Origin of the sequence: Gluconacetobacter azotocaptans (assembly GCF_014174355.1) — a bacterium.
In the GTDB taxonomy this organism is placed as follows: domain Bacteria; phylum Pseudomonadota; class Alphaproteobacteria; order Acetobacterales; family Acetobacteraceae; genus Gluconacetobacter; species Gluconacetobacter azotocaptans.
In genome coordinates this window covers 138,937-162,958 of sequence record NZ_JABEQF010000003.1, presented here as the reverse complement: position 1 = coordinate 162,958, position 24,022 = coordinate 138,937, and the positions used below count along the sequence as shown (strand labels likewise).

Genomic DNA, 24,022 nt, shown 5'->3' with positions numbered 1-24,022 from the left:
GGTTTCATGAAAACGTCATACAGGAACGATTTTGAAACCTTCTGTCACGGGCACCAGCCTGACGGGCAGAAGGCGGGGCAGCATCTGAAGAAAGCTGTCGCCCTGCGCAACGTAATAGACGCCGCTCAGCCGCCGGTCCGCCAGGGCCGGCGCGGCGAGGACGATTTCCCGCGGCGTGTAGCGGTTGATTTCCGCGATGACGTCGCGAAGGGAACGGTTGCGAAAGATCAGGCGCCCGCTTCGCCAGGACAGCAGTTCATCCAGGTCGGGCGTGTCCACATCCATCCTTCCGTTACGGAAGATCCGCAGGCGTTGGCCGGGGTTGATCCAGGTTCCGTCCCGGGGAAGGCGCGGGTCGTGCAGAAAGACCCGGCCTCGAATGGCCGTCACGTCGGTGCAGCCCGGGTCGATGCGGATATCTGCCGTTGTATGAACGGGAAGATGCAGATCGACGTCCCGCGCCGAGATGTGGGCGACCACTTCCGTGGACAGGACAACCTGCCCTTTCTCCAGAACGGCGGGCCGGCCATCCGACAGCACCAGGCGGGTATTGGTGTCGAGCTGGCATCGTGTCTGCCCGGCCAGGGTGACGCTGCGCAGCCCTCCGGCGCCGGTTTCCAGCACACGTTTCGCATGCGCGTACCGTGACAGGGGCGTCAGAAGCAGCCCACCGGCGCCCAGGCAGGCCAGCGCATGCCGCCGGGTGAAGCGGTGTGCGCGTTCCTTGGGGCGCACGGCGGCGGCGTGCGGCAGGACGACCCCACCACCCATCTCCCACAGGTCGGTCAGATGTTCGAAGACGGTGGCGTGACGGCGGTCGCTATGAAGCCAGCGCAGAAAATGGTCCCTGTCGCGATCCGTGCAGTCGTCGGCATGCAGGCGCGCGATCCACTCGGCGGCACGTTTCTGAACGTTGGAGGTGTTCGGGTGATATTTCAAGGATTGACCCAGGATGAAAGAAAGACCAGCGCCTTGGCGATATGTTTTTCAACGCTGCTTTCGCTGATACCCAGCGTGGCGGCGATGTCGCGATATTTCATTTTCTCGACGCGGTTCAGCAGAAAGGCCTGCCGCGTCTTTTCCGGAAGCTGCGCGCAGCCTTCCTGAAAGCGCGCCATGAGCTGGGTCGCGGCATAGGCTTCTTCCTGTGACGGGGCCGGATCCCGTACCTCCACAAGCATCTCATTCCGGTCCGCCGGCGCGACGCAGCCGTTCTGTTCCCGTTTGCGGGCATTGAGGGAGAGATTGAGCGCGCTTCGGGTGATATAGGCTTCGGGACTCGTAACGGTGCCCTCGGGCCGTTCGAAATAGTTCAGAAGAGCGGCCTGCAGGTGATCCTCGGCGTCGTCCCGGCGCGTGAGGGCACGAACCCGCCGATAGAGGCGCAGCCATTCCGTCTGACAGGGCAACCAATCTTCCGCCAAGGGTCTTGCAATCCCGGTTCAGAACGATGTCTGGAAAATGATGCCTGTCCATTACGGAATTTGCCGGGACAGTTCCGTGACAATTTTATGAAAAGAGAGGGGGCGGTGTGGGCATGCGGGCTTCTTGTTTGTCTTGACGGTATGCAGGGCGGATAGCCGCCTCATCCTTCGAGGGAGGACTTCCGGATGGTGTTTCTAAGGCGCAGGACGTTGCTGACGGGAATGGGCGCGGGCCTGCTGCTGTCCACGCGGCTGAAACATCTTCAGGCGGCGACGCCGCGAAATCTCGATGGAAAACCTCGTTTTGACGTCTCGCCCTTTCAGTTGGGCATAGCGTCGGGCGATCCGTCACCCGACGGATTCGTGCTGTGGACGCGGCTGGCGCCGTCGCCCCTGCAAGAGGGCGGCGGCATGACGCTGCGCCCGGTTCTGGTCGATTGGGAGGTGGGAGACGACGAAAAATTCTCCCGCATTGTCCGCAACGGGCAGGCCATTGCGCATCCGGAACTGGCGCATTGCGTGCATGTCGAGGTCGAAGGACTGCAACCCGACCGGCCGTACTGGTACCGCTTCCGCATTGCCGGTTATGAAAGCGCCATCGGCCGCGGCCGCACGCTTCCGCTGCCGGGCGCACCGGTGCAGCGTTTGCGTTTCGCCGCGGCCGGCTGCCAGCATTACGAACAGGGCTATTATACCGCCTGGCGCGCCATCGCGAACGAGCCGATCGACTTCGTCTTCCATTACGGTGACTATATTTACGAAGGCAAAGACAGCGGGGAGGGCATCCACAAGATGAACGGCCGCCCGTTCAAGGCGCTCCGTCGCCATGTGGGCCCGGAATGTTACTCGCTGGACGAATATCGCCGCCGCTATGCCCTGTACAAGCAGGACCCGGACCTGCAGGCCGCCCATGCCGCTGCGCCCTGGCTGGTCAGTTCCGACGATCATGAGGTCGATAACAACTGGGCGGGCGACACTGATCAGGACGGCACGCCGCCCGAGGTTTTTCGTCAACGCCGCACGTCCGCCATGCAGGCTTATTACGAGCATATGCCGCTGCGTATCCGTTCCCTGCCCGATGGCAGCCACATGCAGATGTACCGTGATTTCCGGTACGGCGACCTGATGAATATTTTCGTTCTGGATACCCGGCAGTATCGCAGCGACCAGGTCTATGGCGACCATGACGCGCCGCAGGGGCCCGATGTCTGGTCGCCCGAGCGCACCATGATGGGTGCGCCGCAGGAACAATGGCTGTTCGACGGGCTGGGCCGGTCCGACACGCGGTGGAACATGCTGGCGCACCAGGTCATGATGATGGATCTGGCCCATCGGAAGTCGGCACATTCCGAGCTGATCTACAGCATGGACCAGTGGTCCGGCTATCTCTACGCGCGCAAGCGCCTGCTGCAGTTCATCGATCAGCATTGCCCCGGCAATGTCGTGAACGTGACTGGCGACGCCCACCGTCATTTCGCAGGCGATCTGGTCTACGACCCCGACTATCCCAAACCCGTCTCGGTCGAGTTCCTGGCGACTTCCATTTCGTCCGGTTCAGACGGGCTGGGCGACGACGATGCGTTCAGCCGGTCCGTCCGCCGCGAAAATCCGCAGCTCAAGGCGACCACGGACAAGCGCGGTTACGTGCTGTGCGATGTCGGGCGCGACGTCTGGCACGCGGACCTGAAAGTGGTGGACAAGGTCATGGAGCATGACGGCCAGCTTTCGACCTATGCAAGCTTTGCCGTGGAACGTGGACGACCGGGCCTGCAAAAAGCCTGAGAGTCCATCCGGGCCCTCAGGGTTCCGCCCGAACCCGGCAAGGGCCTCGGCCCTTTGGTGGGTTCGGGCAACGCCCGATCTGTCCTTCGGGTTTCCTAATGAAGTACGGCGCAGGCAACCCGGTCGCCCGCGCCGCCGATCGGCTGGGTCTGGTAATCGTCGGAATGGGCGTGGATCACCAGGGACGCGCCGTCGGCGTCCAGCAGGGGCGGATGGCCGCCTTTCGACGTCAGCGAGACCAGCGTGGAATACAGCTCGACCGTCGCCGAACCGTCCGGGCCGACATAGAGGTTGGGAAGATCGCCCGCGTCATTCGCCTCCGGGTTCAGCAGGCCATGCACCACGGGCGTCACTGCGTGGACATGCCCGCCCGCGCTGGTGAATTTGGGCGTGGCGCAATTTCCCTTCTCGTGGAAGTGCACGCCGTGCCAGCCGGGTGTCAGGCCCTTGGCCTGGATGCGGACCAGCACGCCTTTCGGTGCCGCCGTCACCTGAACCGTCCCTTTCGACGTGCCGTCGGCCCCTGTCAGGTCGCCCGAGGCCGTATCGGCCGCAGAGGCAAGCGAGGGGATCGACACCAGCCCGCACGCAAGGACGGCGAACAGTTTAAGGCCCCGATTGAACATTGCGATTTCCTTCTTCTTTCTGGTCCGGCCGATCGGCGCGGGCGTCGGCACGCTAGCATCCTTCCCGCCCGGGGTCAGAATATCATGTTCGCGACGTCCCCCGCGGCCGGGCAGGCCGGGGCGGACAATATCGTCTCCAGCGCCGCGCCCCAGGCCAGCACCTGCTCGTCGGCGAAACGGTGGCCGACGATCTGCAACCCGACCGGCAGCCCGTCCGCCGCGCATCCAATGGGTATCGACAGCGCCGGCAGTTGCGGCAGCAGATTGAAGGGGCAGGTCATGTCCAGCCCCCCGAAGCGGCCGTCGGGCAGGGTGGCGGCATAATCGTCGTCGGTTGCGCCCGCCGGAGGCGCGGTGATGGCGCAGGTGGGGCAGATCAGGGCGTCGTACCGCGCATACAGCCGGGCCATGTCCCGCCACATGGCGGTACGCAGCAGGTCGATCCGCTTGTAGGTCATGGCGTCCATCGCCAGGCCGCGCGTCATCATCGCGACCACCGCCGGGTCCATGCGGGGGCGATGGGTGGCCAGCTCGTCGCCGAAATAGGCCGACATGAACACGCACCAGAGGTCGAACCACTGGTCGTTGACGGCGCGCGTCCAGTCCAGCGCCACCTCGTCGACCACGGCGCCCGCCTGGCGCAGCGCGTCGGCGGCCTGCCGGACCAAGGCTGCGACCTGCGGTTGGACGGCGTAATAGCCCAGATCGAGCGACAGCGCGAAGCGCCGGCCGCGTAACGTGCCGGCCCGTGCCGCCGCGCCGTCGAAGTCGATCGGCAGCGAGGAAATATCCTCGTCGCTGCCGCCCGCCGTCACCTCCATGAAGGCGGCGGCGTCATCGACGCTACGGGCCAGCGGGCCGAAATGCGAGATATTGTCGAACAGGCTGGGCAGGATGGTCATCGGAATCCGGCCGAGGCTGGGCTTGAACCCGACGACGCCGCAAAGCGCCGCGGGAATGCGGACCGAGCCCCCCATGTCGGTGCCCTCGGCGAACGGCACCACCCCTGTCGCCACGGCGACCGCCGACCCGCCCGACGACCCGCCCGGGCTGCGGGCCGGGTTCCACGGATTGCGGGTGACGCCCCAGCGCGGGCTGCTGGTGAAACTGGAATAGGCGAATTCCGGCGTCGTCGTCTTGCCGATCAGGATGGCGCCCGCCGCCTGCAGGCGACGGACGCACAGCGCGGTTTCGTCCGGTACCCAGTCCGGGCGCGTCCAGGACCCCAGCGTCGTCAGGTCGCCGGCGGTGGGGGTCAGGTCCTTGGCCACGAACGGCACGCCGTGCAGCGGCCCGGTCTCAGCACCGCGCGCCACCGCCTGGTCGGCGCGGCGGGCGGCCTCCATCGCCTGCGCCGCGCGGATCAGGGTGAAGGGGTTCAGCGTGGCCTCGATGCTCCGGGCGCGGCGGATCGATTCCGCCACGATGGATTCCGCACTGAACGTGGCCGCACGCACGCCGCGTGCGATCTCCCGCGCGGGCAGGTCCAGCGGATGGGTCATGACGCCACCGCGACAGGAGCGCAGGCTTGCCTCCGGGGGGCGGGTCTGCTCCCTTTCCCGGGGCGGCAGGAACAGGGGCGCGTTTCATGGATTGGGTACCCGGGCCGCTGGCCGGCTCCCCCGTGGACTTCCCGTCCTTCCACGCCTGGAATGCGTCCCTGGGCGCGGCCGCCACCGCGATCGGCACCCGCGACTTTCCCGACGCCCTGAGGGCGGCGCTGGATTTGCTGGCGCCGTCGCAGATGATGAACGGCTTTTTCTATTCGCCCGAGGGTCGCGCCTTCGATCTGTATAGCGAAAGGCTGGTGGCGGACCGCGCGTTGATCGTCGATCGCTACCTGACCGGCGCCTTCGTGCTGGACCCGTTCCACGACGCCGTCAGGGCGGACGGGCAGCCGCGCATGATCGCGATGCGGGACTGCGCACCCGACAGTTTCACGCAGACCGAATATTACCGGCTGCATTACGCCGCGACGGGGATCGTCGATGAAATCGGCTTCGTCCTGCCGCTGGACGGCGGGCATGTCGGCGTGCTGTCGCTGTCCCGCCTTGGCCCCGCGCCCCCCTTCACCGCCGGGGAACGGGATCGCCTGCACTCCGTCGCGCCGATCGTCTGCGCGTTCGGGCAGAGACACTGGTTTCTCGCCCCTGGCCGCGTATGTGACGGCGCAGGGCCGGTAGCCAGGATCGAACATGAGCGCCTCACCCGGCGCGAGACCGAGATCGTCACCCTGATCCTGAAGGGCCATTCCACCCCGTCGCTGGCGGCGGTGCTTGGGTGCGCGCCCAACACGGTCAAGGTCCATCGCCGGCGGATCTACGCCAAGCTGGCCATTTCCAGCCAGGCCGAACTGTTCCGCCTGTTCTGGGCATGAAGGTTCCGGGCATGAGGACCGCCTCATCCGGCGAACTCCATGTCGGGCGGCGTGCGCCGGAAGCCGCGTGTCCGGCAACCCAGATAGGCGACCCCGAGCGCCAGCCACGCCAGGCCCAGCAGCCGCGCGTGGCGGTCGAGGTGCCAGAGCAGGACGATATCGCACACCGCGCCCAGCGCCGGAACGACGACACCCGCCAGCGCCCCCAGCGCGCGAATGCGCCTGTCGCCCTTCAGATACAGCGCGATCACCGAGAGATTGACGGTGGCGAATCCCAGGAAGGCGCCGAAATTGATGAAGGAGGCTGAGGTCGCGACATCCATGGCCAGCGCCGCAAGCCCGATCCCGCCGACCAGCAGCAGATTCAACGCCGGCGTCAGCCAGCGCGGATGCAGCCTGCCGAAGAAGGCCGGCGGCAGGACCCTGTCGCGGCCCATGGCGTACAGCAGGCGGCCGACGCTGGCCTGCGCGGCAAGGCCCGAGGTGAACTGCGCGACCACCAGCGTGGCCAGGAAAACCGTCACGAACAGATCGCCGCCGATGGCCCGGGCAACTTCGGCGGCCGCCGCGTCGGTCGAGGCGAACGCCGCTCCGGGATGGGCCAACTGCGCAAGATAGGCGGACAGGACGAAGATCAGCCCGCTGCCCAGGGCGATGACCAGGATCGCCTTCGGCATGATCCGTCTGGCGTCGCGCGTTTCCTCGGCCAGGGTCGTCACGGCGTCGAAGCCCAGGAAGGAATAGGCGGCGATCGCGGCCCCGGCCACCGACGCCGAAAACGGGACGCCGGCCGTGAAGAACGGGGTAACCGACACCAGCCCGCCCGGACCGTTCAGCAGCAGCACATAGCGGGCCGCAAGCCCCAGGAAGGCCGCCAGCACGGCCATCTGCACCAGCATCAGGACGATATTGACCCGGTTCGCGCAGGCGATGCCGACGATGTTGATCGCACTCGTCAGAACGATGAAGCCGATGATCCAGACCCCGCCGGGAACGCCGGGAAAGGCGAAGGCCAGATAGGCCGCCCCGATCAGCCAGATCACCATCGGCAGGAAGATATAGTCCAGCAGCACCGCCCACCCGACCAGAAAGCCGATGCCGGGGCCGATCGCCCGCCGGGCATAGCTGTAGGCCGACCCCGCCACCGGATGGACGCGGGACATGACGCAATAGCTCATGGCCGTCAGGAAAATCGCCGCCGCCGCGATCAGGTAGGACATCGCCGTCGTCCCCCGGCTGGCGGTGGCCAGCGTGCCGAAGGTGCCCAGGACGATCATCGGCGCCATATAGGCCAGGCCGAATAGAACGACGGACCCCAGGCCAAGCGTCCGGTCGAGTTTCACATTGCCGTCCACCACGCCCCTCCCTGCGACGGCAGCATGACGCGGCGGTGCGCGCGTGACCATAATCCCAAGGGGGTATGCCGGCCCGCGAAGGCAGGGCTTTGTCCCAGCCGGGGTCGGGCTAGGCTGACGTTGCCGTCCGGTTGCTGGGACGGTCCGCCAGATCGTCGGCGACCTGCTGTTCCTCGTCCAGCTCGTCCAGTTCCACCATCGCGCTCTTGGCCGTACGGGCCGGCAGTTCGGTCGCCAGGCCGGGTGTCACCCGTCCGGGCTTCAGCCGGCGCACCACCGAAAAAGCGCTGAGTACCGCCCAGCTGCCGACGACGACGCTGCCCAGCACCTGGCCGATCTGCACGCCGCATGGCCCGTATCGCATGCCGATCCACACGAACGGGATCGTGCCCAGGGTCGCGCGCCCCCAGTTGAACAGGGTGGAGTACAGCGGGAAACCCAGATTGTTGAATGCCGTGTTGGCGACGAACAGCATGCCGATGAAGACGTAGCCGCCGACGGTCCAGGTGCAGAACAGGCGGATCAGCGCCGCGGTGGTGCCCTGTGCCGAAAAGCCTGCGACCACCAGATTCTGCGCCGGCAGCAGGATCAGCCACGTGACCGCGACGCACAGCGCCACCAGCTTCAGCGACGCGACCAGCGTCTGGTGCACACGGTCCAGCTGCCCGGCGCCGAGATTCTGCGACATGATCGGGCCGACCGACCCGGTCAGCGCGAAGACGAAGGCGAAGGCCACCGGCACGATCCGGTCGATCGTCGCCTGTCCCGCGACGGCGGCCAGCCCGAAGGTGGCCATGGCATGGGTGACGACCAGCCCGCCGATCGGCGTCGCCAGGTTGGTCAGGATGGCCGGCGTAGCCACCCCGCCGACCAGCCGCGCGTCGGACAGGATGTAGCGCGCGGCCGGCCATTCCAGCATGTCGTGCCGGCGGACGGCATGAAACCCCAGCGCCGCGACGAAGCCACGCGACAGGACGGTGCTGATCGCCGCCCCTTCCAGCCCCAGATGCAGCCCGAAGATCAGCAGCGGGTCCAGCGCCGCCGAGGCCAGCGCCCCCACCAGCGTGACGTTCATCGACCGCCGCGCGTCGCCCACGGCGCGCAGCAGGCTGGAACAGCCCATGCCCACTGCGATCAGCCACAAGCCCGGCGAGACGATGCGGATATAGCGCCCGGCCTGTTCGGCCGCCCGTCCGGTCGCGCCGAACAGATGCAGGATCGGGGCCGAGAACAGCAGCATGCCCAGGCCCAGGAGCGCGGTCGTGGCGATCATCACCAGCAGGAAGGACGACGCGATCCGCCGCGCCCGCTCGTGGTGGCCGCAGCCGATCTGCCGGGCGGTAACGGCCCCCAGCCCGATCGACATGCCGATCGACACCGCGATCTGGACATAGCCGACCGCCCCGGTGAAGCCGATGGCCGCCGTCAGGGCCGGGTCGTTCAGACGCGAGATATAGAACAGATTCAGCAGATCGACCGCGAAGACGGCCATCAGCCCGATGGCGCCGGTCCCGGCCATGACCACCACATGGCGCATGATGGCGCCGGAACAGAATCGGGCTGGGCGGCCCGTCACCGCGCGGTCTCCATGGTCGATCCGGTGTTCTCGCGGTCCGGGGTCCGGTCGCCAGCCGCCCAGGCGGCCCGGATCGCGACCTTCCGGACGTGTCTTGCACTCATCGCCGCGATGATAGCCGCTTTCCCGCCGGGCGGAAGCCCGCTTGGAAGGCCGGGCCTTGCCCGAACCCGGCAAGGGCCAAGGCCCCTGCATCCCATTCGTTTTATAAAGTCGCGGGTTTCCAAAGGGCTAGGCCCTTTGCTGGGTCAAGGACGACGCCCCGCCCGATGGCCCGCGAAATTGACTCAAAATTAATGCCTATGCCGGGCGGGCCGACGTCACGCGGAAAGCGCCACCGCCCGGTGCCCCGCGCAAGCGCCCTCGCCCGACAGGCCGCGCAGGAAGAACCGCACCCAGCGGCGGATATTGGCCTCGATCGCCGCGGGAGTGGCCGGTTCGCGGCAGTGGAACAGTTCCGCCAGGATCATCTTGCCGATGGTCATGCCGAACAGGCCGCGGCCCAACTCCACCACATCGTCGATCGCATAGCCGCCGGCGGCCTGCTGACGGGACAGCCAGGCCTCGACCTGGTTGCTGTGGCCGCTGATTTCGATGCTGTCCATGATCTTGCGGATTTCGCGTGAATCCCGGATTTCGCCCACGATGGCGCGGATCAGGCACATCCGGTCGGGTTGCAGCACGTTGGTGGCGATCGACAGCAGGATCGCCACCAGCTCGTCCTCGGGCGTGGCGAAGCAGCCGATGAGCGGCGTGTATTTTCCGTCGAACAGCCGTTCGCGAATCAGATTCCGAAACAAATCGTGCTTCGACGGGAACATCTGGTAGATCGTCTTCTTTGACATGCCGGACACGTGCGCCAGCTTGTCCATCGACGCGGAATGGTAGCCATGATCGTGCAGTACCTTGCAGGCCGCCCGCATGATCAGGTCCCGCCGTTCGCCTTCCTCCAGCACGGGCGGTCGCCCCGGGCATCGCTTCTCCTGGCACGCGGCGTCGTCGTCGGCAGGCGGGGGCGGCATGGCCGGTATCGTGGCCCCGATGTCGGGCATTACCGGTTCTCCTCGTAGCGTCTGGTTCGGCGGGGGGGCCCCTCGGGGGCCATTGACCGGATTTTAGAAACGAAATAGTTTCCGATCAAGAAAACCACGCAGTTTCCATATGCCGCTTATGCATGGGTCTGGTTCAGGGGCCGCCTGGCCCACGAATTCCCGTGCCCCAGTTCGTGCCGCACCACGTCTTTTCCAGGGTTGATATACGCAATGACGCACCCTCGTCCCTTCCGTGCCGTCCTTCTCGCCGCCGGCGCGTCGCTGGCGCTGGCCGGCTGCGACCGCAAGGCCGCCCCACCCGCACCGCCGCCGCAGGCGGTGGGCGTCATCACCCTGCGCGCCAGCCCGGTCGAACTCACCACCGACCTGCCGGGCCGGACCGAGGCGGTGGAGATCGCGCAGGTCCGCCCCCAGGTGAACGGCGTCATCCAGAAGCGGCTGTTCGTCGAAGGCTCGGACGTCACCGCGGGCCAGCAACTCTATCAGATCGACCCGTCCGCGTACCAGGCCACCTATGATTCGGCGCATGCCCAGTTGCTGCGCGCCCAGGCCGCCCGGGTTACGGCCCAGGCCCGGCTGGACCGCTACGGCCCGCTGGCCCGCGCCCATGCCGTCAGCCGGCAGGATTACGACGACGCCCTGGCCACCGCGCGGGAAGCCGACGCCGATATCGCCCTGGCCCGCGCCACCATGAGCGGGGCGGCGGTCAATCTGGCCTATACACGCGTGCTGTCGCCCATCAGCGGCCGCATCGGCCGGTCGCTGATGACGGTGGGCGCGCTGGCGACCGTCAACCAGACCTCCAACCTGTCGGTCGTCACCCGGCTCGACCCGATCTATGTCGACGTGAACCTGCCCGCCACGCGCCTGCTGGAACTGCGGCGCGAACTGAAGCAGGGCCGGCTGAGCCGCGCCGGCGACGACGCCGCGACCGTCAGCCTGACGCTGGAGGATGGCAGCAGCTACGAAACCCAGGGCCGCCTGGAATTCTCCGAGGTCAACGTGGACGAAACGACGGCGACCGTCGTCGTCCGCGCCGTGTTCCCCAACCCCGAGCACCTGCTGCTGCCGGGGATGTACGTGCACGCCGAATTGCAGGAAGGCGTCGATCCCACCGCCCTGCGCGTGCCGCAGGTGGCGGTGACACGCACCCCGCACGGCGACCCCATCGTCATGGTCGTCGGCGCGGACAAGAAGGTGTCGATCCGCCCCGTCACCACGGGGCCGGCCGTCGGTACCGACTGGATCGTGACCGCGGGGCTGAAGCCCGGCGAACAGGTCGTCGTCAGCGGCCTGCAGAAAATTCACCCCGGCGACACCGTCAATCCCAGCGAGGTCGCACAAACGGATGCCCCCCAGGGGCAGAAGGCGGGATAATCGTCCATGTCGCGTTTCTTTATCGACAGGCCCATCTTCGCATGGGTCATCGGCCTGGTCATCATGCTGGTCGGCGCCGTTTCGGTCTTCCGCCTGCCGATCGCCCAGTACCCCTCCATCGCGCCGCCGCAGATCGCCATCAGCGTCACCTATCCCGGCGCGTCGGCCGAAACGGTCAACAACACCGTCGTGCGGCCCATCCTGCAGCAGATGTACGGGCTGGACCACCTCGAGTACGTCTCGGCGCAGTCCTATGCCAGCGGGCAGATGGAAATCGACCTGACGTTCGAGCAGGGAACCAATCCCGACATCGCCCAGGTCCAGGTGCAGAACAAGCTGCAGCTCGCCCAGCCGCGCCTGCCGGCCGAGGTCACGGCCCAGGGCCTGACCGTCACCAAGGCGGTCAAGAACTTCATGCTGGTCCTGGCCTTCATCTCGACCGACGGGTCCATGTCGGGCTTCGACATCGCCGATTACGTGGCGTCGAACGTCTCCGACCCGATCAGCCGCGTCTCGGGCGTGGGCGACCATACGCTGTTCGGCTCGGAATACGCGATGCGTATCTGGCTGGACCCCGGCAAGCTGTTCAAGTACGGCCTGACCATCAATGACGTGCAGGCGGCGATCCAGGCCCAGAACATCCAGGTCTCGTCCGGCGAGATCGGCGGCCTGCCCGCCAAGCCCGGCGCGCGCCTGGACGCCACCATCATCGGCCCGACCCGCCTGACCTCGCCCGAGGAATTCGGCGCCATCCTGCTGCATGTGGAGCAGGGCGGCTCGCAGGTGCGTATCCGCGACGTGGCGCGGGTCGAACTGGGGCCGCAGAGCTACACCGTCAGTTCGTACTACAATAACAAGCCCACGGTCGGCATGGCGCTGAAGCTGGCGCCCGGGGCGAACCAGCTGACGACCGAAACCGCCGTGCGCGCCGAGATCGACCAGCTGTCGAAATTCTTCCCGCCGGGGCTGAAGGTCGTCTATCCGCTGGATACCGAACCCTTCATCGTGCTGTCGATCAAGGAGGTCGTCATCACCCTGCTCGAGGCCATCGGCCTGGTGTTCCTGGTGATGCTGGTGTTCCTGCAGAACTTCCGCGCGACCCTGATCCCGACCATTGCCGTGCCGGTGGTGCTGCTGGGCACGTTCGGGGTGCTGGCGGCGCTGGGGTTCACCATCAACACCCTGACCATGCTGGCCATGGTGCTGGCCGTCGGCCTGCTGGTCGATGACGCCATCGTCGTGGTGGAAAACGTCGAGCGCGTGATGGCGGAAAAGAAGCTGTCGCCCAAGGAAGCCGCGCGCGTGTCGATGGATGAGATCTCGGGCGCGCTGGTCGGCATCGTGCTGGTGCTGACCTCGGTGTTCCTGCCGATGGCGGCCTTCGGCGGGTCCACCGGCGTGATCTACCGCCAGTTCTCGGTCACCATCGTGTCCGCCATGTGGCTGTCGGTCCTGGTCGCCATGATCATGACGCCGGCGCTGTGCGGCACGATGCTCAAGCCCGGCACGCACGAGAAGACGCACGGGCCGGCCGGCTGGTTCAACCGCACGTTCGACCGCACGAACCGGGGCTATCAGTCCGGCATCCGCTGGATGCTGGAGCGCTCGGTGCTGTCGCTGGTGCTGTATGTGGCGGTCACCGGCCTGACGGTGTTCCTGTTCACCCGTATCCCCGGCGGCTTCCTGCCGGACGAGGACCAGGGGCTGGTGTTCGGCCAGGTGACCACGCCGCCGGGCTCGACCAAGGAGCAGACGGCCGCGATCAACCGCAAGGTCACCGACTACATCCTCAAATCCGAGGGCGACAACGTCGTCTCGGTCTTCTCGATGAACGGCTTCAACTTCGCGGGGCAGGGCCAGAACGCCGGCGCGTTCTTCATCCGGCTGAAGGACTGGGACGTCCGTCCGGGGGCGGCGCGCACGTCCTCGGCCGTGGCCATGCGGGTGATGATGCATTTCTGGGGCGACCCCGAGGCGCAGATCTTCGCCATCAACCCGCCGGCGGTGCTGGAACTGGGCAACGCGACCGGCTTCGACCTGGAACTGGAGGACCGCGGGCATCTGGGGCATGACAAGCTGCTGGCCGCCCGCAACCAGATCCTGATGGCGGCCGCGAAGGACCCGCGTCTGGTGGCGGTGCGCCCCAACGGCATGGAGGACGCGCCCCAGTACCTTCTGGATATCGACCGCGAGAAGGCGAACGCGCTGGGCATCACCAATGCCGAGATCAACATCACCATCCAGGGCGCGCTGGCCTCGATCTACGTCAACCAGTTCATGCGCGACGACCGGGTGAAACAGGTCTACATCCAGGGCGAGCCCGATGCCCGCATGCTGCCCGGCGACCTGGATAAATGGTACCTGCGTAACGCGACGAACGGGCTGGTGCCGTTCAACGCCTTCGCGTCCGGCAAATGGATCGTCGGCCCGCAGAAGGTCGAGGATTACAACGGGCTGAACGCGTTCGAAATCCTGGGCCAGCCGGCGCCGGGCTACAGCACCGGCACCGCCGTCACCGCCATCCAGGAAGCGCTGGCCAAGCTGCCGCCGGGCATCGGCTACGAATGGACTGGTCTGTCGTTCGAACAGATGGCCTCCGGTTCGTCCACCGCGCCGCTCTATGCCCTGGCCGCGACCGTCATCCTGCTCTGTCTCGCGGCCCTGTACGAAAGCTGGGCGATTCCCTTCGCGGTGCTGCTGGTCATCCCGCTGGGCGTGCTGGGCGCCCTGGTGGCGACCCTGACGCGGGGACTGGCGAACGACGTCTATTTCCAGGTCGGCCTGCTGACCACCGTGGGGCTGGCGGTCAAGAACGCCATCCTGATCGTGGAATTCGCCAAGGCGTTCTTCGAGGCCGGGGACGACCTGCTCGAGGCCGTGGTGAAGGCCGGGCGCGAACGCCTGCGCCCCATCCTGATGACGTCCATCGCCTTCGTCTGCGGCGTGTTCCCGCTGGCCATCTCGACCGGCGCCGGGTCGGGCGCGCGTGTCGCCATCGGCACCGCCGTGGTCGGCGGCATGCTGTCGGCGACCTTGCTGGCCGTCTATTTCGTGCCGCTGTTCTTCGTTCTGGTGCTGCGGCTGTTCCGGGTGACCCGGATCAAGGACCGGACGGATCCGCACGCGCCGCCGTCCGGGGCCTCGTTTCCGTCCGGTCAGGAGAAATAAGTCAATGAAGGGAGTTCTCCATCCGCGCCGGGCGGCGCTGCTGCTGATGGCGGCCCTGCCCGGATGCACCCTGATTCCGGACTACAAGCGCCCGGCGCTGCCGGTGTCGGCGGCCTGGCCGCAGGGCGCAGCCTATCACGCCAGTGGTACCGGCCAGATCGGCACCGCCGCGGCCGACCTGGGCTGGCGCGATTTCTTCGTCGATCCGCGCCTGCAGGCCCTGATCGCGCTGGCGGTGCGCGAAAACCGCGACCTGCGTTCGGCCGCGTACGCGGTCATCCAGGCGCAGGGCCAGTACCGGGTGCAGCATGCCTCGCTGTTCCCGCAGATCGGCGCGACCGGCCAGGCGATATACCAGGGGCCGTCCGACAACGCAGGCCTCAGCTTCGCGCCGGGGCTGGGGCGCAATGTCGGCACCTTCCGCTATTATTCGGCCGGCATCGGCTTCTCGTCCTACGAGATCGACCTGTTCGGCCGCATCCGCAGCCTGTCGCGCGAGGCGACGGACGAGATGATGAGCCAGGCGGAAAACCAGCGCGGCGTGCTGATCAGCGTGATCTCGCAGGTCGCGACGACCTATGTGGCCTGGCTGGCCGATCATGAGCAACTGCGCGTGACGGAACAGACCCTGGCCTCGCAGCAGGAAAGCCTGCGCCTGACCCAGGCGCGCTTCGACCGGGGCGAAACCGACCAGCTGACCCTGCGGCAGGTCGAGACCGAGGTCGAGCAGGCGGCGGCGAACCGCGCCCAGTACCAGCGCCAGGTGGCGCAGGACGAAAACCAGCTGGTGCTGCTGGTGGGCGCGCCGCTGCCGGCCGACCTGCCGCCGCCCGCACCCTTCGGCCGCCAGACCGTGATGGCCGACCTGCCGGCCGGCGTGCCGTCGGACCTGCTGGACCGCCGGCCGGACATCATGTCGGCCGAATACGCCCTGCTGTCGGCCAACGACGATATCGGGGCCGCGCGTGCCGCCTTTTTCCCGCGCCTGATCCTGACGGCGTCGGACGGGGTGTCCAGCCTGCAGTTCCACAACCTGTTCACCTCGGGCGGCACCACGTGGGGGATCAACCCGCAGATACAGGTGCCGCTGCTGACCTGGGGGCAGAACGAAGGGTCGCTCCAGGTATCGAAGGCGCGGCGGAACCAGCGGCTGATGGCATATGAAAAGGCGATCCAGACCGCGTTCCACGAGGTGTCGGACGCGCTGGCCGCGCGATCGACCTATCTGGACCAGTCCCGCCAGATCGACGCGCTGGTCGTATCGTCGGCCGACGCCTACCGGCTGGCGCGGATGCGCTTCGACGCGGGGGTGGATTCCTACCTGACGACGCTGGACTCGCAGCGCGCGCTCTATACTGCGCAGCAGAACCAGATCGTGGTGCAGGAAGCGCGGTACCAGAATCTGATCACCGTCTACCGGGCGCTGGGCGGCGGCTGGATGGAACACGCCCCGGCCAGGACGGCTGTGGCGACGCATCCTACGGCCGGCTGAACACCGGCGTACCGGACGATTGCAAAAGGCGGGCCGCAAGGCCCGCCTTTTCGCGTTTCAGGCAAGGACGTTACGCAATAGCCGATGGTCACGGTCCGCGTATATTGTGCAGTGCAATGTATTGTGCACTGCAACAAAAGCAGTGATCCACGTTTATTTATATATTTCCGTTGACGGCCAGAAAAAAACAGGTCATTAAAGACCCACCAGAGCGAGAAGACCGGAACGGCCCGCTCCCAAGAACAAGAAACCTGCGGCATTACGATCGCAGGAACAAAAAAGCCGGGGGTCACGAAACCCCTGGGACCTGATTTCGCAGGAGGTGCATCGCAATGCGGTGCACCTCTTTTTTTGTTCAATTTTCCGCGACACCCGCTAAAACCCCGACGGGAAACCCCCAGGAGTGAAAAGACGCACGCCGTGAAAACCCAATCCCAGGATCCCAGGCTGGTCATCGCCATCATCATGGTGACCGTCGCGATGGGGGCGCTGGACGCCATTTCGCTGACCCATCTTCAGGTTTTCACCGGCTACATGACCGCGACGGTCATTCTGATCGCCGTGCATCTGGTTTCGGCCCAATCCATCCTGGGCCCGGGGCTGCTGGCCATCACGTCCTATCTGGTCGGCGCGGCGCTGGGCGGGCGGCTGGTGCGGCGCGCGCATTCCCGCCGGCGTACCGTCGCCGACCTGCTGATGGGGGTGGGCGCGCTGATCCTGGCGGCGGCGGCGGTCTGGTGGATCGACATGGTGGGGCGCTACTACGTCACCCTGGTCATCATGGCCGTCGCGATGGGATTGCAGACCTCGGCCACCCGCCATGCCCAGGTCACGGACCTGACCCTGCCGGCGGCGACGCTGCTACTGCATGGGCTGGTGCACGACAGCCGCCTGGCCGGCGGCCCCGCGCGGGGCACCTGGCGCCGCCTGGCCGCCATCTTCGGCCTGTTCGGCGGTGCGGTGCTGGGCGCGTGGGCGTCCAGCCGATCGGTGCCGATCGCGATCGCGCTGGTCGGGCTGACCATCACCGGCGCGGGGTTCCTGCTCTATCTTCGCGATCACCCGCTACTGGAACGGCTGGAAAACGTCAGCCCGCTTTGAAGGACGCATCGCAAGGGCCGAGGCCCTTGCCAAGTTCGGGCGAGGCCCGACCGCTTCAGGGAACGCGGGCGACGCGCAGCGTGTTGGTGCTGCCGGCAACGCCGAAGGGCAGGCCGGCGGCGATCACCACATTGTCGCCGGACCGGGCCAGCCCGCTGGACACGGCGGCTTCGACCGCCTGGTCGACCACCGTCTCGACGGTGCGGACCGGGGTTTCCTGACCGACCGACTGCGCCAGCACGCCCCAGACCACGCACAGGCGGCGCGCGATCTCGTCCGTGGGCGTCAGGCCGATGATCGGGCACGACGGACGTTCGCGCGAAATGCGCAGCGCCGTGGCGCCCGCCAGCGTGAAGGCCACGATGGCCCGCGCGTTGACGGTGGTGGCGATCTGGCCCGCCGCCGCCGCGATCGCATCGGCGACGTAGCCTTCGGGCGCGGGGCAACTGGCCTGCATGATCGACAGCCACACCGCGTCGTCTTCCACCCGGCTGACGATGCGGTTCATGATGCCGACGGCCTCCAGCGGGAACTGGCCCGCCGCCGTCTCGGCGGACAGCATCACCGCGTCCGCGCCGTCGAACACGGCGGTTGCCACGTCCGACGCCTCGGCCCGGGTGGGGGTCGGGGCGCTGATCATGCTTTCCAGCATCTGGGTGGCGACCACCACCGGCTTGCCCATCTGGCGGGCCACGCGGATGATCCGCTTCTGCGCCAGCGGCACGGCCTCGGGCGGCAGTTCCACGCCCAGGTCGCCGCGCGCGACCATCACCGCGTCGGACAGCCGGACGATCTCGTCCAGATTGTCCATCGCCTGCGGCTTCTCCACCTTGGTCATGATCCAGGCGCGGCCGCCGGCGATGGCGCGGGCTTCCTCGACATCCTCGGGGCGCTGGACGAAGGACAGGCCGATATATTCGACGCCCAGTTCCAGGGCGAAATCCAGGTCCTTGCGGTCCTTGGGCGTCAGGGCCGGGATCGGCAGGACGATGTCGGGGACGTTGACGCCCTTGCGGTCCGACAGCACGCCGCCGACGGCGACGATCGTGTCCAGATGGTCGGGCCCGGTCGCGCTGACCACCAGGCGCAGCTTGCCGTCATCCAGCAGCAGGTTGCTGCCGACATTGGCGGCATGGATGATCTCGGGGTGCGGCAGGCGCACGCGCGCGGCGGTGCCGGGGGTGTCGTCCAGGTCCAGCCGGAAAGCCGCCCCGGTCTCCAGCGTCACGCGGCCGTTCTCGAACGTGCCGACGCGCAGCTTGGGGCCCTGGACGTCGGCCAGGATCCCGATCGGCCGGCCCAGTTCGGCCTCGACGGAGCGGATGATCTCGTGGCGCGCGGCATGGTCGGCGTGCGTTCCATGCGAAAAATTCAGGCGGAACACGTCGGCGCCCGCTTCCGCCAGGGCGCGGATGGTGGCCGCGTCGGACGAGGCGGGGCCCAGGGTCGAAACGATTTTCGTTCGCCGGGGGCGTGGCGCGGAGACGATGGTCATGGGCATTTTCTCCTTCTGGATTTTTTTCTTCGACCGGCCCGCCGGTCCTGGAAACGGACCGGCGGGCGCGGAAGTCAGGACGGCTGGATTGTCTCCTGCGGCAGCAGGCCCCAGACCGATCTACGGTCCAGCCAGCCGGAATAATGTTGCACGCTGACCCGGCACCAGCTGGTGCCGGCCGCACAGGTGCGGAACGTGCCGACCGCGCCGGGCCGCAGGACCGCGACGATGGACGACGCGGCGTCGGCGGACGACCGCAGCATGACGGCGCCGGGGATCCTGGCGGCTTCGGCCGGGTCCGCCAGACGGCCGACGATCCGTGTATCCGAATGGCCGGCCGGGGCAGGGGCCGGCTGGCCCGCCGCAGGCTGGGCCGTGCCAGGCTGAGCGGCGGCCGGCTGGGCGGTGGTGGGCTGAACGCTGGCCGGCTGGGCCGGATCGACCGGCTGCAGGCCCGGCACCACGAAGCTTCGCGTTCCCACCAGGGTGGCCTGGTGGACCCACCCCTTCTGCCCGTCCGAATCCTCGACCAGCCGCCAGACGTCGAATTCGCGTTCGATTTGCACGGGCAGGTCGCGGCGGTGGTACACCCACTGGATCGGATAGCGCTGCCCGGGGCCGGAACGCATGTTGACCTCGTCGGCGCGCAGCGCCGCGAAACGCGGCAGCGGCAGGCCGGTCACCGTGCCCTTGTCCTGATCCTTGTCGGGCGTGCCCCCGGCCGGCGGCATGTTGGCGGGGGCCGTCCCGTTCGCGGGGACGGTCGGCGCGGCAGCTCCGGTCACCGCCCCCGCCACGGCCCCTGCGGCCATGCCGGTGGCGACCCCGGTGGCAATCCCTGGCGCATGGTGTGTCGCGGTCGCGGCGGACCGGTGCGCCGGCGCATGATGGTGATGCGGCGGGGCCTCGGCGTGCCGGCCATGGGCGGCCGACGAAGCCGCGTGCCCGGCCGCCCCGTGATGGTGGCGGTGCGCGCCCTTGGATGCCGCGCCCTTCGCCGCCCCGGCCGTGGTGGTCCCCGCATGATGATGGTGGTGGCGGTGATGGGCCGCGCCACCGGGGGTGGTACCCTGGGCCGCCGCCGCCGTCGCATACAGCACGGCCGGGACCATCAGGGCGATCGACAACGTACCGCCCCCGACGCGACCGCGCGCGCCGGAAGACGGGATGGGCAATAGGGAAAGGATCATGGCTGCATCCCTGCCAAGGCCCACGCCGCTCGGCAAGGGGGATCCGTCGGGAACGGACAGGTCATCCCGCCTCACAGGCTGACGATCTGCCGGCCACGGGCCGCGTCGAGAAACGTCGGAACGCCGGCCACCTCGACCTCGGGCAGCAATGCATCCGTCGCCAGACCGGCGATGCGCAGCCCGGATTCACACGCCAGCAGGACGCCGTCCATCTCGCACACCGCCGCGCGCAGCGTGTCGAACCCGGCGACGCCGCTGGCCTGCACCGCCGCATCGCGCACCGCGTCACGCAGGCCGCTCCAGTCCCGGGCCAGGGCATGCACCCCCTGTCCGGCAGCGAACAGGATCACCGGGCGGTCGACCGCCAGCGCCCCCGCCGCCAGCACGAAGGCGTAATGCGCGCGCTCGTACCCCCCGTCCAGCAGCAGGATCGCCAGCCCCCCGGCCGGGGCGTCAGAGGCCCGGAAAGTCTCATCCGGCATGGATGTCGCAGGCCTCCTTCGCGGTTGCCCCCTTCGCAAGCGCCGCATGCGCCGACAGGTCGCGGATCGTCGCGTGCGGGCCGCACAGCGGGCACGCCGGATCGGGCGACAGCCGGATGGTATGGAACCGCGCCGCCAGCGCGTCCCAGACCAGAAGGCGGCCTGACAGGCTTTCGCCGATCTCCAGAAGCTCCTTCAACGCCTCGGTCGCCTGCAACGTTCCCATCACCCCGGTCACCGCGCCGAAAACGCCGGCTTCGGCGCAGGACGGAACGGCGTCGGCCGGCGGCGCGGACGGATACAGGCAGCGATAGCACGGCCCCCCAAGATGCGGCCGGAACGTCGAGACCTGCCCCTCGAACCGCAGGACGGCCGCCGACACCAATGTGCGCCGTTCCAGCGCGCAGGCGTCGGCCACCAGGTAGCGGGTGCCGAAATTGTCGCATCCGTCGCAGACCAGATCATAGCGTGCGACCAGGGCGCGGGCATTGTCCGCGTCCAGCCGCATGGGGTGGCGGTCGACCTGGACCAGCGGATTGACCGCGTGGATCGCCTCGGCGGCGGAATCCACCTTGCGCCGGCCGATCCGGTCGGTGGTGTGCGCGATCTGGCGTTGCAGGTTCGACAGATCAACGACGTCGTCATCGACCAGCCCGATCCGCCCGACCCCCGCCGCCGCCAGGTACAGCGCTACGGGCGACCCCAGGCCGCCCGCGCCCACCACCAGCACGCTGGCGTCGCGCAGGGCCGCCTGCCCGGCGCCCCCGATTTCGGGCAGCAGGATATGGCGGGCATAGCGCTGGATCTCGGTTTCGGAAAAATCGGCGATCATGCGTCCTGCCTCGGATGGGCCTGTGCGCATGGTATGAACCCGGCGCGGCCGGACGAATACGGCCTTCGGATCATCTTTTTGTGACAATTTATTTCGCGCGGCATGAAAACCATGCATGCCCGATATGCTTACGATATGGTCTGGATGCAAGATCAGGGGACGATTTGATGCACCGTTTGGGACGTCTCATGCCAGTCGGCCACATGGTCGCCGTCCGTCGGCATCAGGCCCGCCGGATCTGCGCCGTGACGCTGGTGATGTCCCTCTCCCTGTTCGTCGCTTCGCCGTTCGTGACGCTGTGGTCGGTCTCCTCGGCCCTCCAGGCCAACGACATGCGGACGCTGGGGTCCTTCCTGAACTGGCGCGCTGTCCGTACCAGCCTGAAGACGCAGATTGTCGACAGCGTCGTCGGCCCCCAGACAGCAGCCGACGACGAACTGCCGGAATTCGGCTCATCCTTCGCCACGGCGGCGGTGTCCAATGCCGTGGATCTGAACGTGAACGCCAACAATCTCGGGTCGCTCGTCGGGCAGGTCATGCCCGCGGCCCCCGCCGTCCCCGGGGAAGCACGGGTGGCGATCCTGCGTCACGTCCATGTCCGTTTCATGCGCCCCGACATGTTCGAGGCCAGCATCGCGGTGCCGGGTCACGAACATGAAAGCCCCCTGCATCTGCAGATGCGCATCCAGGGCTGGCGCTGGAAGATCACGCGGGTGGATCTGCCGTCCACCCGCCCCGACCATCCGATCATGGAAGCGTCGGCCGAACCGGCCCAGAGGGTCCTGCTGGCCCGCTAGCCGGCCCCGAAGGCACCACTTGCCTTCAATGCCTCTGATCGGGGTCCTGGGCCTCAGGCCCCCCGCTCGTGGATAACGGTTGGGTTTGGGCAATGTCCGACCTTTCCGGGCCGGGCAGGCCCATTCAGCGGCGCGACCGTGCGGCGGCCGTCTCGGCCGGCAGATCCTCTTCCAGAATGGTCATATGCAGGGCGTAGGATACCTCGCCCTCGTCCTCGTCGCGGTGGATCGTGCCGATGACCTCGCCCTTCACGGCGACCTCGACCGACAGGCCGGCGCGCGGCGGGGGGTTGACTGTCAGTTCGGGCGAACCCAGAAGCCGGCGCAGGCAGACCTGCAGGCGGGCGATCTCGGAGGCTGACATGCTGCTCATCACTTTATGCTCCCTGGGGGTATGGCGGTCCGGTTCCGGTCGGGTACGGGGCAGGCCGGAACGGATGAAATCCGGCGTGCCGGCCGGGTTGCCGCCCGCTATAGGGACATGGGCCTCCACCCGCAACCATTCCCGCACATTGTTCGCGCCTGCCCCCGAAACGTCTCCTTGCCGCCCGGACCACGCCATGATCCGCCGTTTTTCTCCATTCCCTCGTCTTGTATCCTCTGCATGGAGAATGGTCTTGCGGATGCGTGCCGCCCTTTTCGCCCGTTTTGCCCGCTCGTGGGGCCTGGCCTGCGTTGCCTGCCTGGTCGTGGCGACCTCGATCCGCGTCGGGGCGGCGGCAACGCCACCCTTCGGCCCCGCCGAGGCCACGCGCACCCTGACGGCCCGCACGCTGGCGCGGCAGATCCAGCAGGACGGGCCGCAGAAGGTCGTGCAGGCCCTGACCCAGAACAAGGAATGGCCCCAAACGCGCCGTGCGGTGGCAACCGGCTGGCAGAACTGGATCGACCTGATGCCCGATCTGATGTCGGCTACCGACCCCGCGACCACCCGGTCGCTGCAACTTGCCCTGCGTCAGGCGCTGCCGCGCAATCCGCGCGCGGTCGTGGCGGCGCTGGACCCCAAGAATGGCCCGGTGCGGGGTGGCCGGACCATCTGCGCCCCGGCCGGCATGCCGGCCACCTGGCATCGCCGCGCCATCCGCGCGGTCGAGGCCCTGCACGATATCCACCTGAGCGACGTGGGCGCGGACTGCCTCGATGCCCTGAACGGCAGGACGCGTTCGTAGGCCGTCACCATGCCGAACCGGCTTCCCGGCGCCGGGCGGTTTCTTGCAAGGCGCGCCCGCACTGACGTACCAGGATGCCCCCGCATGTCGGGACTCGGTATGAGAAGGAGGCAGGGCGCAACGTCCTGCCTTCGCCTTAATCGGCCTGACCCGTAGCGGCGCGCCAGATCGACAGCCGCGCCGCCCCGTGCCGGTGTTCCGCCAGCAACGGCCCGGCTCCGGCCGGCGCGTCCTCGTCGGCGGCGGTCTCGACGACGATCAGCGCGCGGGGTGCGATCCATCCCGCACGCCCCAGCGCCTGCAGCGCCCGCGCCGGCAGGCCCAGCCCGTAAGGCGGGTCCAGGAACACCAGCCCGCAGGCTCCATCCTTGCCGGCGGGCGGCGGGCGGGTGACGTCGATGGCGCGGATGGTGGCGGCGGCTTCGGCGCGGCAGGCGGCGACATTGGCGCGCAGGGCCGCCAGGGCCGCGCGGTCGGTCTCGAAGAACGTGCAGTGGGCGGCGCCCCGCGACAGGGCCTCCAGCCCCAGGGCGCCGGTGCCGGCGAATCCGTCCAGTACCCGCGCGCCCACCACCGCGTCGGCCCCCGCCCAGGGCGCGTGCAGCAGCATGTCGAACAGCGCCTGCCGCACGCGGTCGGCGGTGGGGCGGGTTGTGCGGCCCGGCGGGGCGGCCAGGGCGCGCCCGCGACGGGTTCCGGCGACGATGCGCATCCCGGCCGGTCCGGG

Annotated in this window: 21 protein-coding genes; 8 read left to right on the top strand and 13 right to left on the bottom strand. The window is 67.9% G+C overall.

Annotation, left to right across the window (positions count from 1 at the left end):
- Positions 1-15: 15 nt before the first annotated feature.
- Both HLH34_RS04760 and HLH34_RS04755 read right to left on the bottom strand, forming a co-directional pair.
- Positions 16-939, bottom strand: a complete 924-nt coding sequence (locus HLH34_RS04760; RefSeq protein WP_183118457.1) for a FecR family protein — start codon at positions 937-939, stop codon at positions 16-18.
- Positions 936-1,409 carry an RNA polymerase sigma factor gene (locus HLH34_RS04755; protein ID WP_220792037.1) on the bottom strand — a complete coding sequence of 158 codons (474 nt, stop codon included), beginning with the start codon at positions 1,407-1,409 and terminating at the stop codon, positions 936-938. The genes HLH34_RS04760 and HLH34_RS04755 overlap by 4 nt, the downstream gene beginning before the upstream one ends.
- Positions 1,410-1,610: 201 nt before the next feature.
- Between HLH34_RS04755 and HLH34_RS04750 the strand changes: the two genes are divergently transcribed.
- Entirely contained in the window at positions 1,611-3,206 is a 1,596-nt protein-coding gene (locus HLH34_RS04750; RefSeq protein ID WP_183118456.1) for an alkaline phosphatase D family protein, read from the top strand.
- A 95-nt stretch (positions 3,207-3,301) separates the two neighbouring features.
- Here the strand turns inward: HLH34_RS04750 and sodC are convergent, their stop codons facing one another.
- A complete protein-coding gene (gene sodC / locus HLH34_RS04745) occupies positions 3,302-3,832 on the bottom strand; it encodes a superoxide dismutase[Cu-Zn] (protein WP_183118657.1) in 531 nt (176 codons plus the stop codon).
- 74 nt (positions 3,833-3,906) lie between these two features.
- The gene (locus HLH34_RS04740; protein WP_183118455.1) at positions 3,907-5,334 is read right to left on the bottom strand and encodes an amidase; all 1,428 of its coding nucleotides are present in this window, start codon (positions 5,332-5,334) and stop codon (positions 3,907-3,909) included.
- A gap of 86 nt (positions 5,335-5,420) precedes the next feature.
- Here HLH34_RS04740 and HLH34_RS04735 point away from each other — a divergent pair, with 86 nt between their 5' ends.
- Entirely contained in the window at positions 5,421-6,209 is a 789-nt protein-coding gene (locus HLH34_RS04735; protein ID WP_183118454.1) for a helix-turn-helix transcriptional regulator, read from the top strand.
- Positions 6,210-6,232: 23 nt separating this feature from the next.
- On the opposite strand, the gene HLH34_RS04730 is transcribed toward HLH34_RS04735, so the two are convergent.
- The 3 genes from HLH34_RS04730 to HLH34_RS04720 all read right to left on the bottom strand — a co-directional run bounded on the left by HLH34_RS04730 (position 6,233) and on the right by HLH34_RS04720 (position 10,192).
- A complete protein-coding gene (locus HLH34_RS04730) occupies positions 6,233-7,567 on the bottom strand; it encodes an APC family permease (protein ID WP_204737814.1) in 1,335 nt (444 codons plus the stop codon).
- A gap of 106 nt (positions 7,568-7,673) precedes the next feature.
- The gene (locus HLH34_RS04725) at positions 7,674-9,101 is read right to left on the bottom strand and encodes an MATE family efflux transporter (RefSeq protein WP_183118656.1); all 1,428 of its coding nucleotides are present in this window, start codon (positions 9,099-9,101) and stop codon (positions 7,674-7,676) included.
- A 359-nt stretch (positions 9,102-9,460) separates the two neighbouring features.
- Entirely contained in the window at positions 9,461-10,192 is a 732-nt protein-coding gene (locus HLH34_RS04720) for a TetR/AcrR family transcriptional regulator (RefSeq protein WP_244959648.1), read from the bottom strand.
- A 210-nt stretch (positions 10,193-10,402) separates the two neighbouring features.
- Between HLH34_RS04720 and HLH34_RS04715 the strand changes: the two genes are divergently transcribed.
- The 4 genes from HLH34_RS04715 (at position 10,403) to HLH34_RS04700 (ending at position 17,330) form a co-directional block, all read left to right on the top strand.
- Complete coding sequence (locus tag HLH34_RS04715) at positions 10,403-11,569, top strand: efflux RND transporter periplasmic adaptor subunit (RefSeq protein ID WP_183118452.1); 1,167 nt, start codon at positions 10,403-10,405, stop codon at positions 11,567-11,569.
- A 6-nt stretch (positions 11,570-11,575) separates the two neighbouring features.
- On the top strand, positions 11,576-14,737 hold the full coding sequence (locus tag HLH34_RS04710) for an efflux RND transporter permease subunit (protein WP_183118451.1): 3,162 nt from the start codon (positions 11,576-11,578) through the stop codon (positions 14,735-14,737).
- Between the two features lie 4 nt (positions 14,738-14,741).
- Entirely contained in the window at positions 14,742-16,229 is a 1,488-nt protein-coding gene (locus HLH34_RS04705; RefSeq protein WP_183118450.1) for an efflux transporter outer membrane subunit, read from the top strand.
- Positions 16,230-16,649: 420 nt separating this feature from the next.
- Entirely contained in the window at positions 16,650-17,330 is a 681-nt protein-coding gene (locus tag HLH34_RS04700) for a YoaK family protein (protein WP_264784397.1), read from the top strand.
- Positions 17,331-17,385: 55 nt separating this feature from the next.
- On the opposite strand, the gene pyk is transcribed toward HLH34_RS04700, so the two are convergent.
- The 4 genes from pyk to HLH34_RS04680 form a co-directional block, all read right to left on the bottom strand.
- A complete protein-coding gene (gene pyk / locus HLH34_RS04695) occupies positions 17,386-18,825 on the bottom strand; it encodes a pyruvate kinase (RefSeq protein WP_183118449.1) in 1,440 nt (479 codons plus the stop codon).
- A 74-nt stretch (positions 18,826-18,899) separates the two neighbouring features.
- Positions 18,900-19,937, bottom strand: coding sequence for an SH3 domain-containing protein (locus HLH34_RS04690; protein WP_183118653.1), 1,038 nt, complete (start codon positions 19,935-19,937; stop codon positions 18,900-18,902).
- Positions 19,938-20,086: 149 nt separating this feature from the next.
- On the bottom strand, positions 20,087-20,497 hold the full coding sequence (locus HLH34_RS04685) for a DsrE family protein (RefSeq protein ID WP_183118448.1): 411 nt from the start codon (positions 20,495-20,497) through the stop codon (positions 20,087-20,089).
- A complete protein-coding gene (locus HLH34_RS04680) occupies positions 20,487-21,329 on the bottom strand; it encodes a HesA/MoeB/ThiF family protein (RefSeq protein ID WP_183118447.1) in 843 nt (280 codons plus the stop codon). The genes HLH34_RS04685 and HLH34_RS04680 overlap by 11 nt, the downstream gene beginning before the upstream one ends.
- A 188-nt stretch (positions 21,330-21,517) precedes the next feature.
- On the opposite strand from HLH34_RS04680, the gene HLH34_RS04675 reads away from it, so the two are divergent.
- Complete coding sequence (locus HLH34_RS04675; protein ID WP_240161954.1) at positions 21,518-22,126, top strand: DUF2939 domain-containing protein; 609 nt, start codon at positions 21,518-21,520, stop codon at positions 22,124-22,126.
- Between the two features lie 124 nt (positions 22,127-22,250).
- Here the strand turns inward: HLH34_RS04675 and HLH34_RS04670 are convergent, their stop codons facing one another.
- Positions 22,251-22,499, bottom strand: coding sequence for a DUF3126 family protein (locus HLH34_RS04670; RefSeq protein WP_183118445.1), 249 nt, complete (start codon positions 22,497-22,499; stop codon positions 22,251-22,253).
- Positions 22,500-22,749: 250 nt separating this feature from the next.
- On the opposite strand from HLH34_RS04670, the gene HLH34_RS04665 reads away from it, so the two are divergent.
- The gene (locus tag HLH34_RS04665) at positions 22,750-23,295 is read left to right on the top strand and encodes a hypothetical protein (protein WP_240161955.1); all 546 of its coding nucleotides are present in this window, start codon (positions 22,750-22,752) and stop codon (positions 23,293-23,295) included.
- 136 nt (positions 23,296-23,431) lie between these two features.
- Here the strand turns inward: HLH34_RS04665 and rsmD are convergent, their stop codons facing one another.
- A complete protein-coding gene (rsmD, locus tag HLH34_RS04660) occupies positions 23,432-24,007 on the bottom strand; it encodes a 16S rRNA (guanine(966)-N(2))-methyltransferase RsmD (protein WP_183118443.1) in 576 nt (191 codons plus the stop codon).
- Positions 24,008-24,022: the final 15 nt, after the last annotated feature.

Coding starts and splice junctions, on each gene's coding strand:
- HLH34_RS04750 (WP_183118456.1), top strand. CDS start 1,611: ATGGTGTTTCTAAGGCGCAGGACGTTGCTGACGGGAATGGGCGCGGGC.
- sodC (WP_183118657.1), bottom strand. CDS start 3,832: ATGTTCAATCGGGGCCTTAAACTGTTCGCCGTCCTTGCGTGCGGGCTG.
- HLH34_RS04740 (WP_183118455.1), bottom strand. CDS start 5,334: ATGACCCATCCGCTGGACCTGCCCGCGCGGGAGATCGCACGCGGCGTG.
- HLH34_RS04735 (WP_183118454.1), top strand. CDS start 5,421: ATGGATTGGGTACCCGGGCCGCTGGCCGGCTCCCCCGTGGACTTCCCG.
- HLH34_RS04725 (WP_183118656.1), bottom strand. CDS start 9,101: ATGCGCCATGTGGTGGTCATGGCCGGGACCGGCGCCATCGGGCTGATG.
- HLH34_RS04720 (WP_244959648.1), bottom strand. CDS start 10,192: ATGCCCGACATCGGGGCCACGATACCGGCCATGCCGCCCCCGCCTGCC.
- HLH34_RS04715 (WP_183118452.1), top strand. CDS start 10,403: ATGACGCACCCTCGTCCCTTCCGTGCCGTCCTTCTCGCCGCCGGCGCG.
- HLH34_RS04710 (WP_183118451.1), top strand. CDS start 11,576: ATGTCGCGTTTCTTTATCGACAGGCCCATCTTCGCATGGGTCATCGGC.
- HLH34_RS04705 (WP_183118450.1), top strand. CDS start 14,742: ATGAAGGGAGTTCTCCATCCGCGCCGGGCGGCGCTGCTGCTGATGGCG.
- pyk (WP_183118449.1), bottom strand. CDS start 18,825: ATGACCATCGTCTCCGCGCCACGCCCCCGGCGAACGAAAATCGTTTCG.
- HLH34_RS04690 (WP_183118653.1), bottom strand. CDS start 19,937: ATGGTCCCGGCCGTGCTGTATGCGACGGCGGCGGCGGCCCAGGGTACC.
- HLH34_RS04685 (WP_183118448.1), bottom strand. CDS start 20,497: ATGCCGGATGAGACTTTCCGGGCCTCTGACGCCCCGGCCGGGGGGCTG.
- HLH34_RS04680 (WP_183118447.1), bottom strand. CDS start 21,329: ATGATCGCCGATTTTTCCGAAACCGAGATCCAGCGCTATGCCCGCCAT.
- HLH34_RS04675 (WP_240161954.1), top strand. CDS start 21,518: ATGCCAGTCGGCCACATGGTCGCCGTCCGTCGGCATCAGGCCCGCCGG.
- HLH34_RS04670 (WP_183118445.1), bottom strand. CDS start 22,499: ATGAGCAGCATGTCAGCCTCCGAGATCGCCCGCCTGCAGGTCTGCCTG.
- HLH34_RS04665 (WP_240161955.1), top strand. CDS start 22,750: ATGCGTGCCGCCCTTTTCGCCCGTTTTGCCCGCTCGTGGGGCCTGGCC.
- rsmD (WP_183118443.1), bottom strand. CDS start 24,007: ATGCGCATCGTCGCCGGAACCCGTCGCGGGCGCGCCCTGGCCGCCCCG.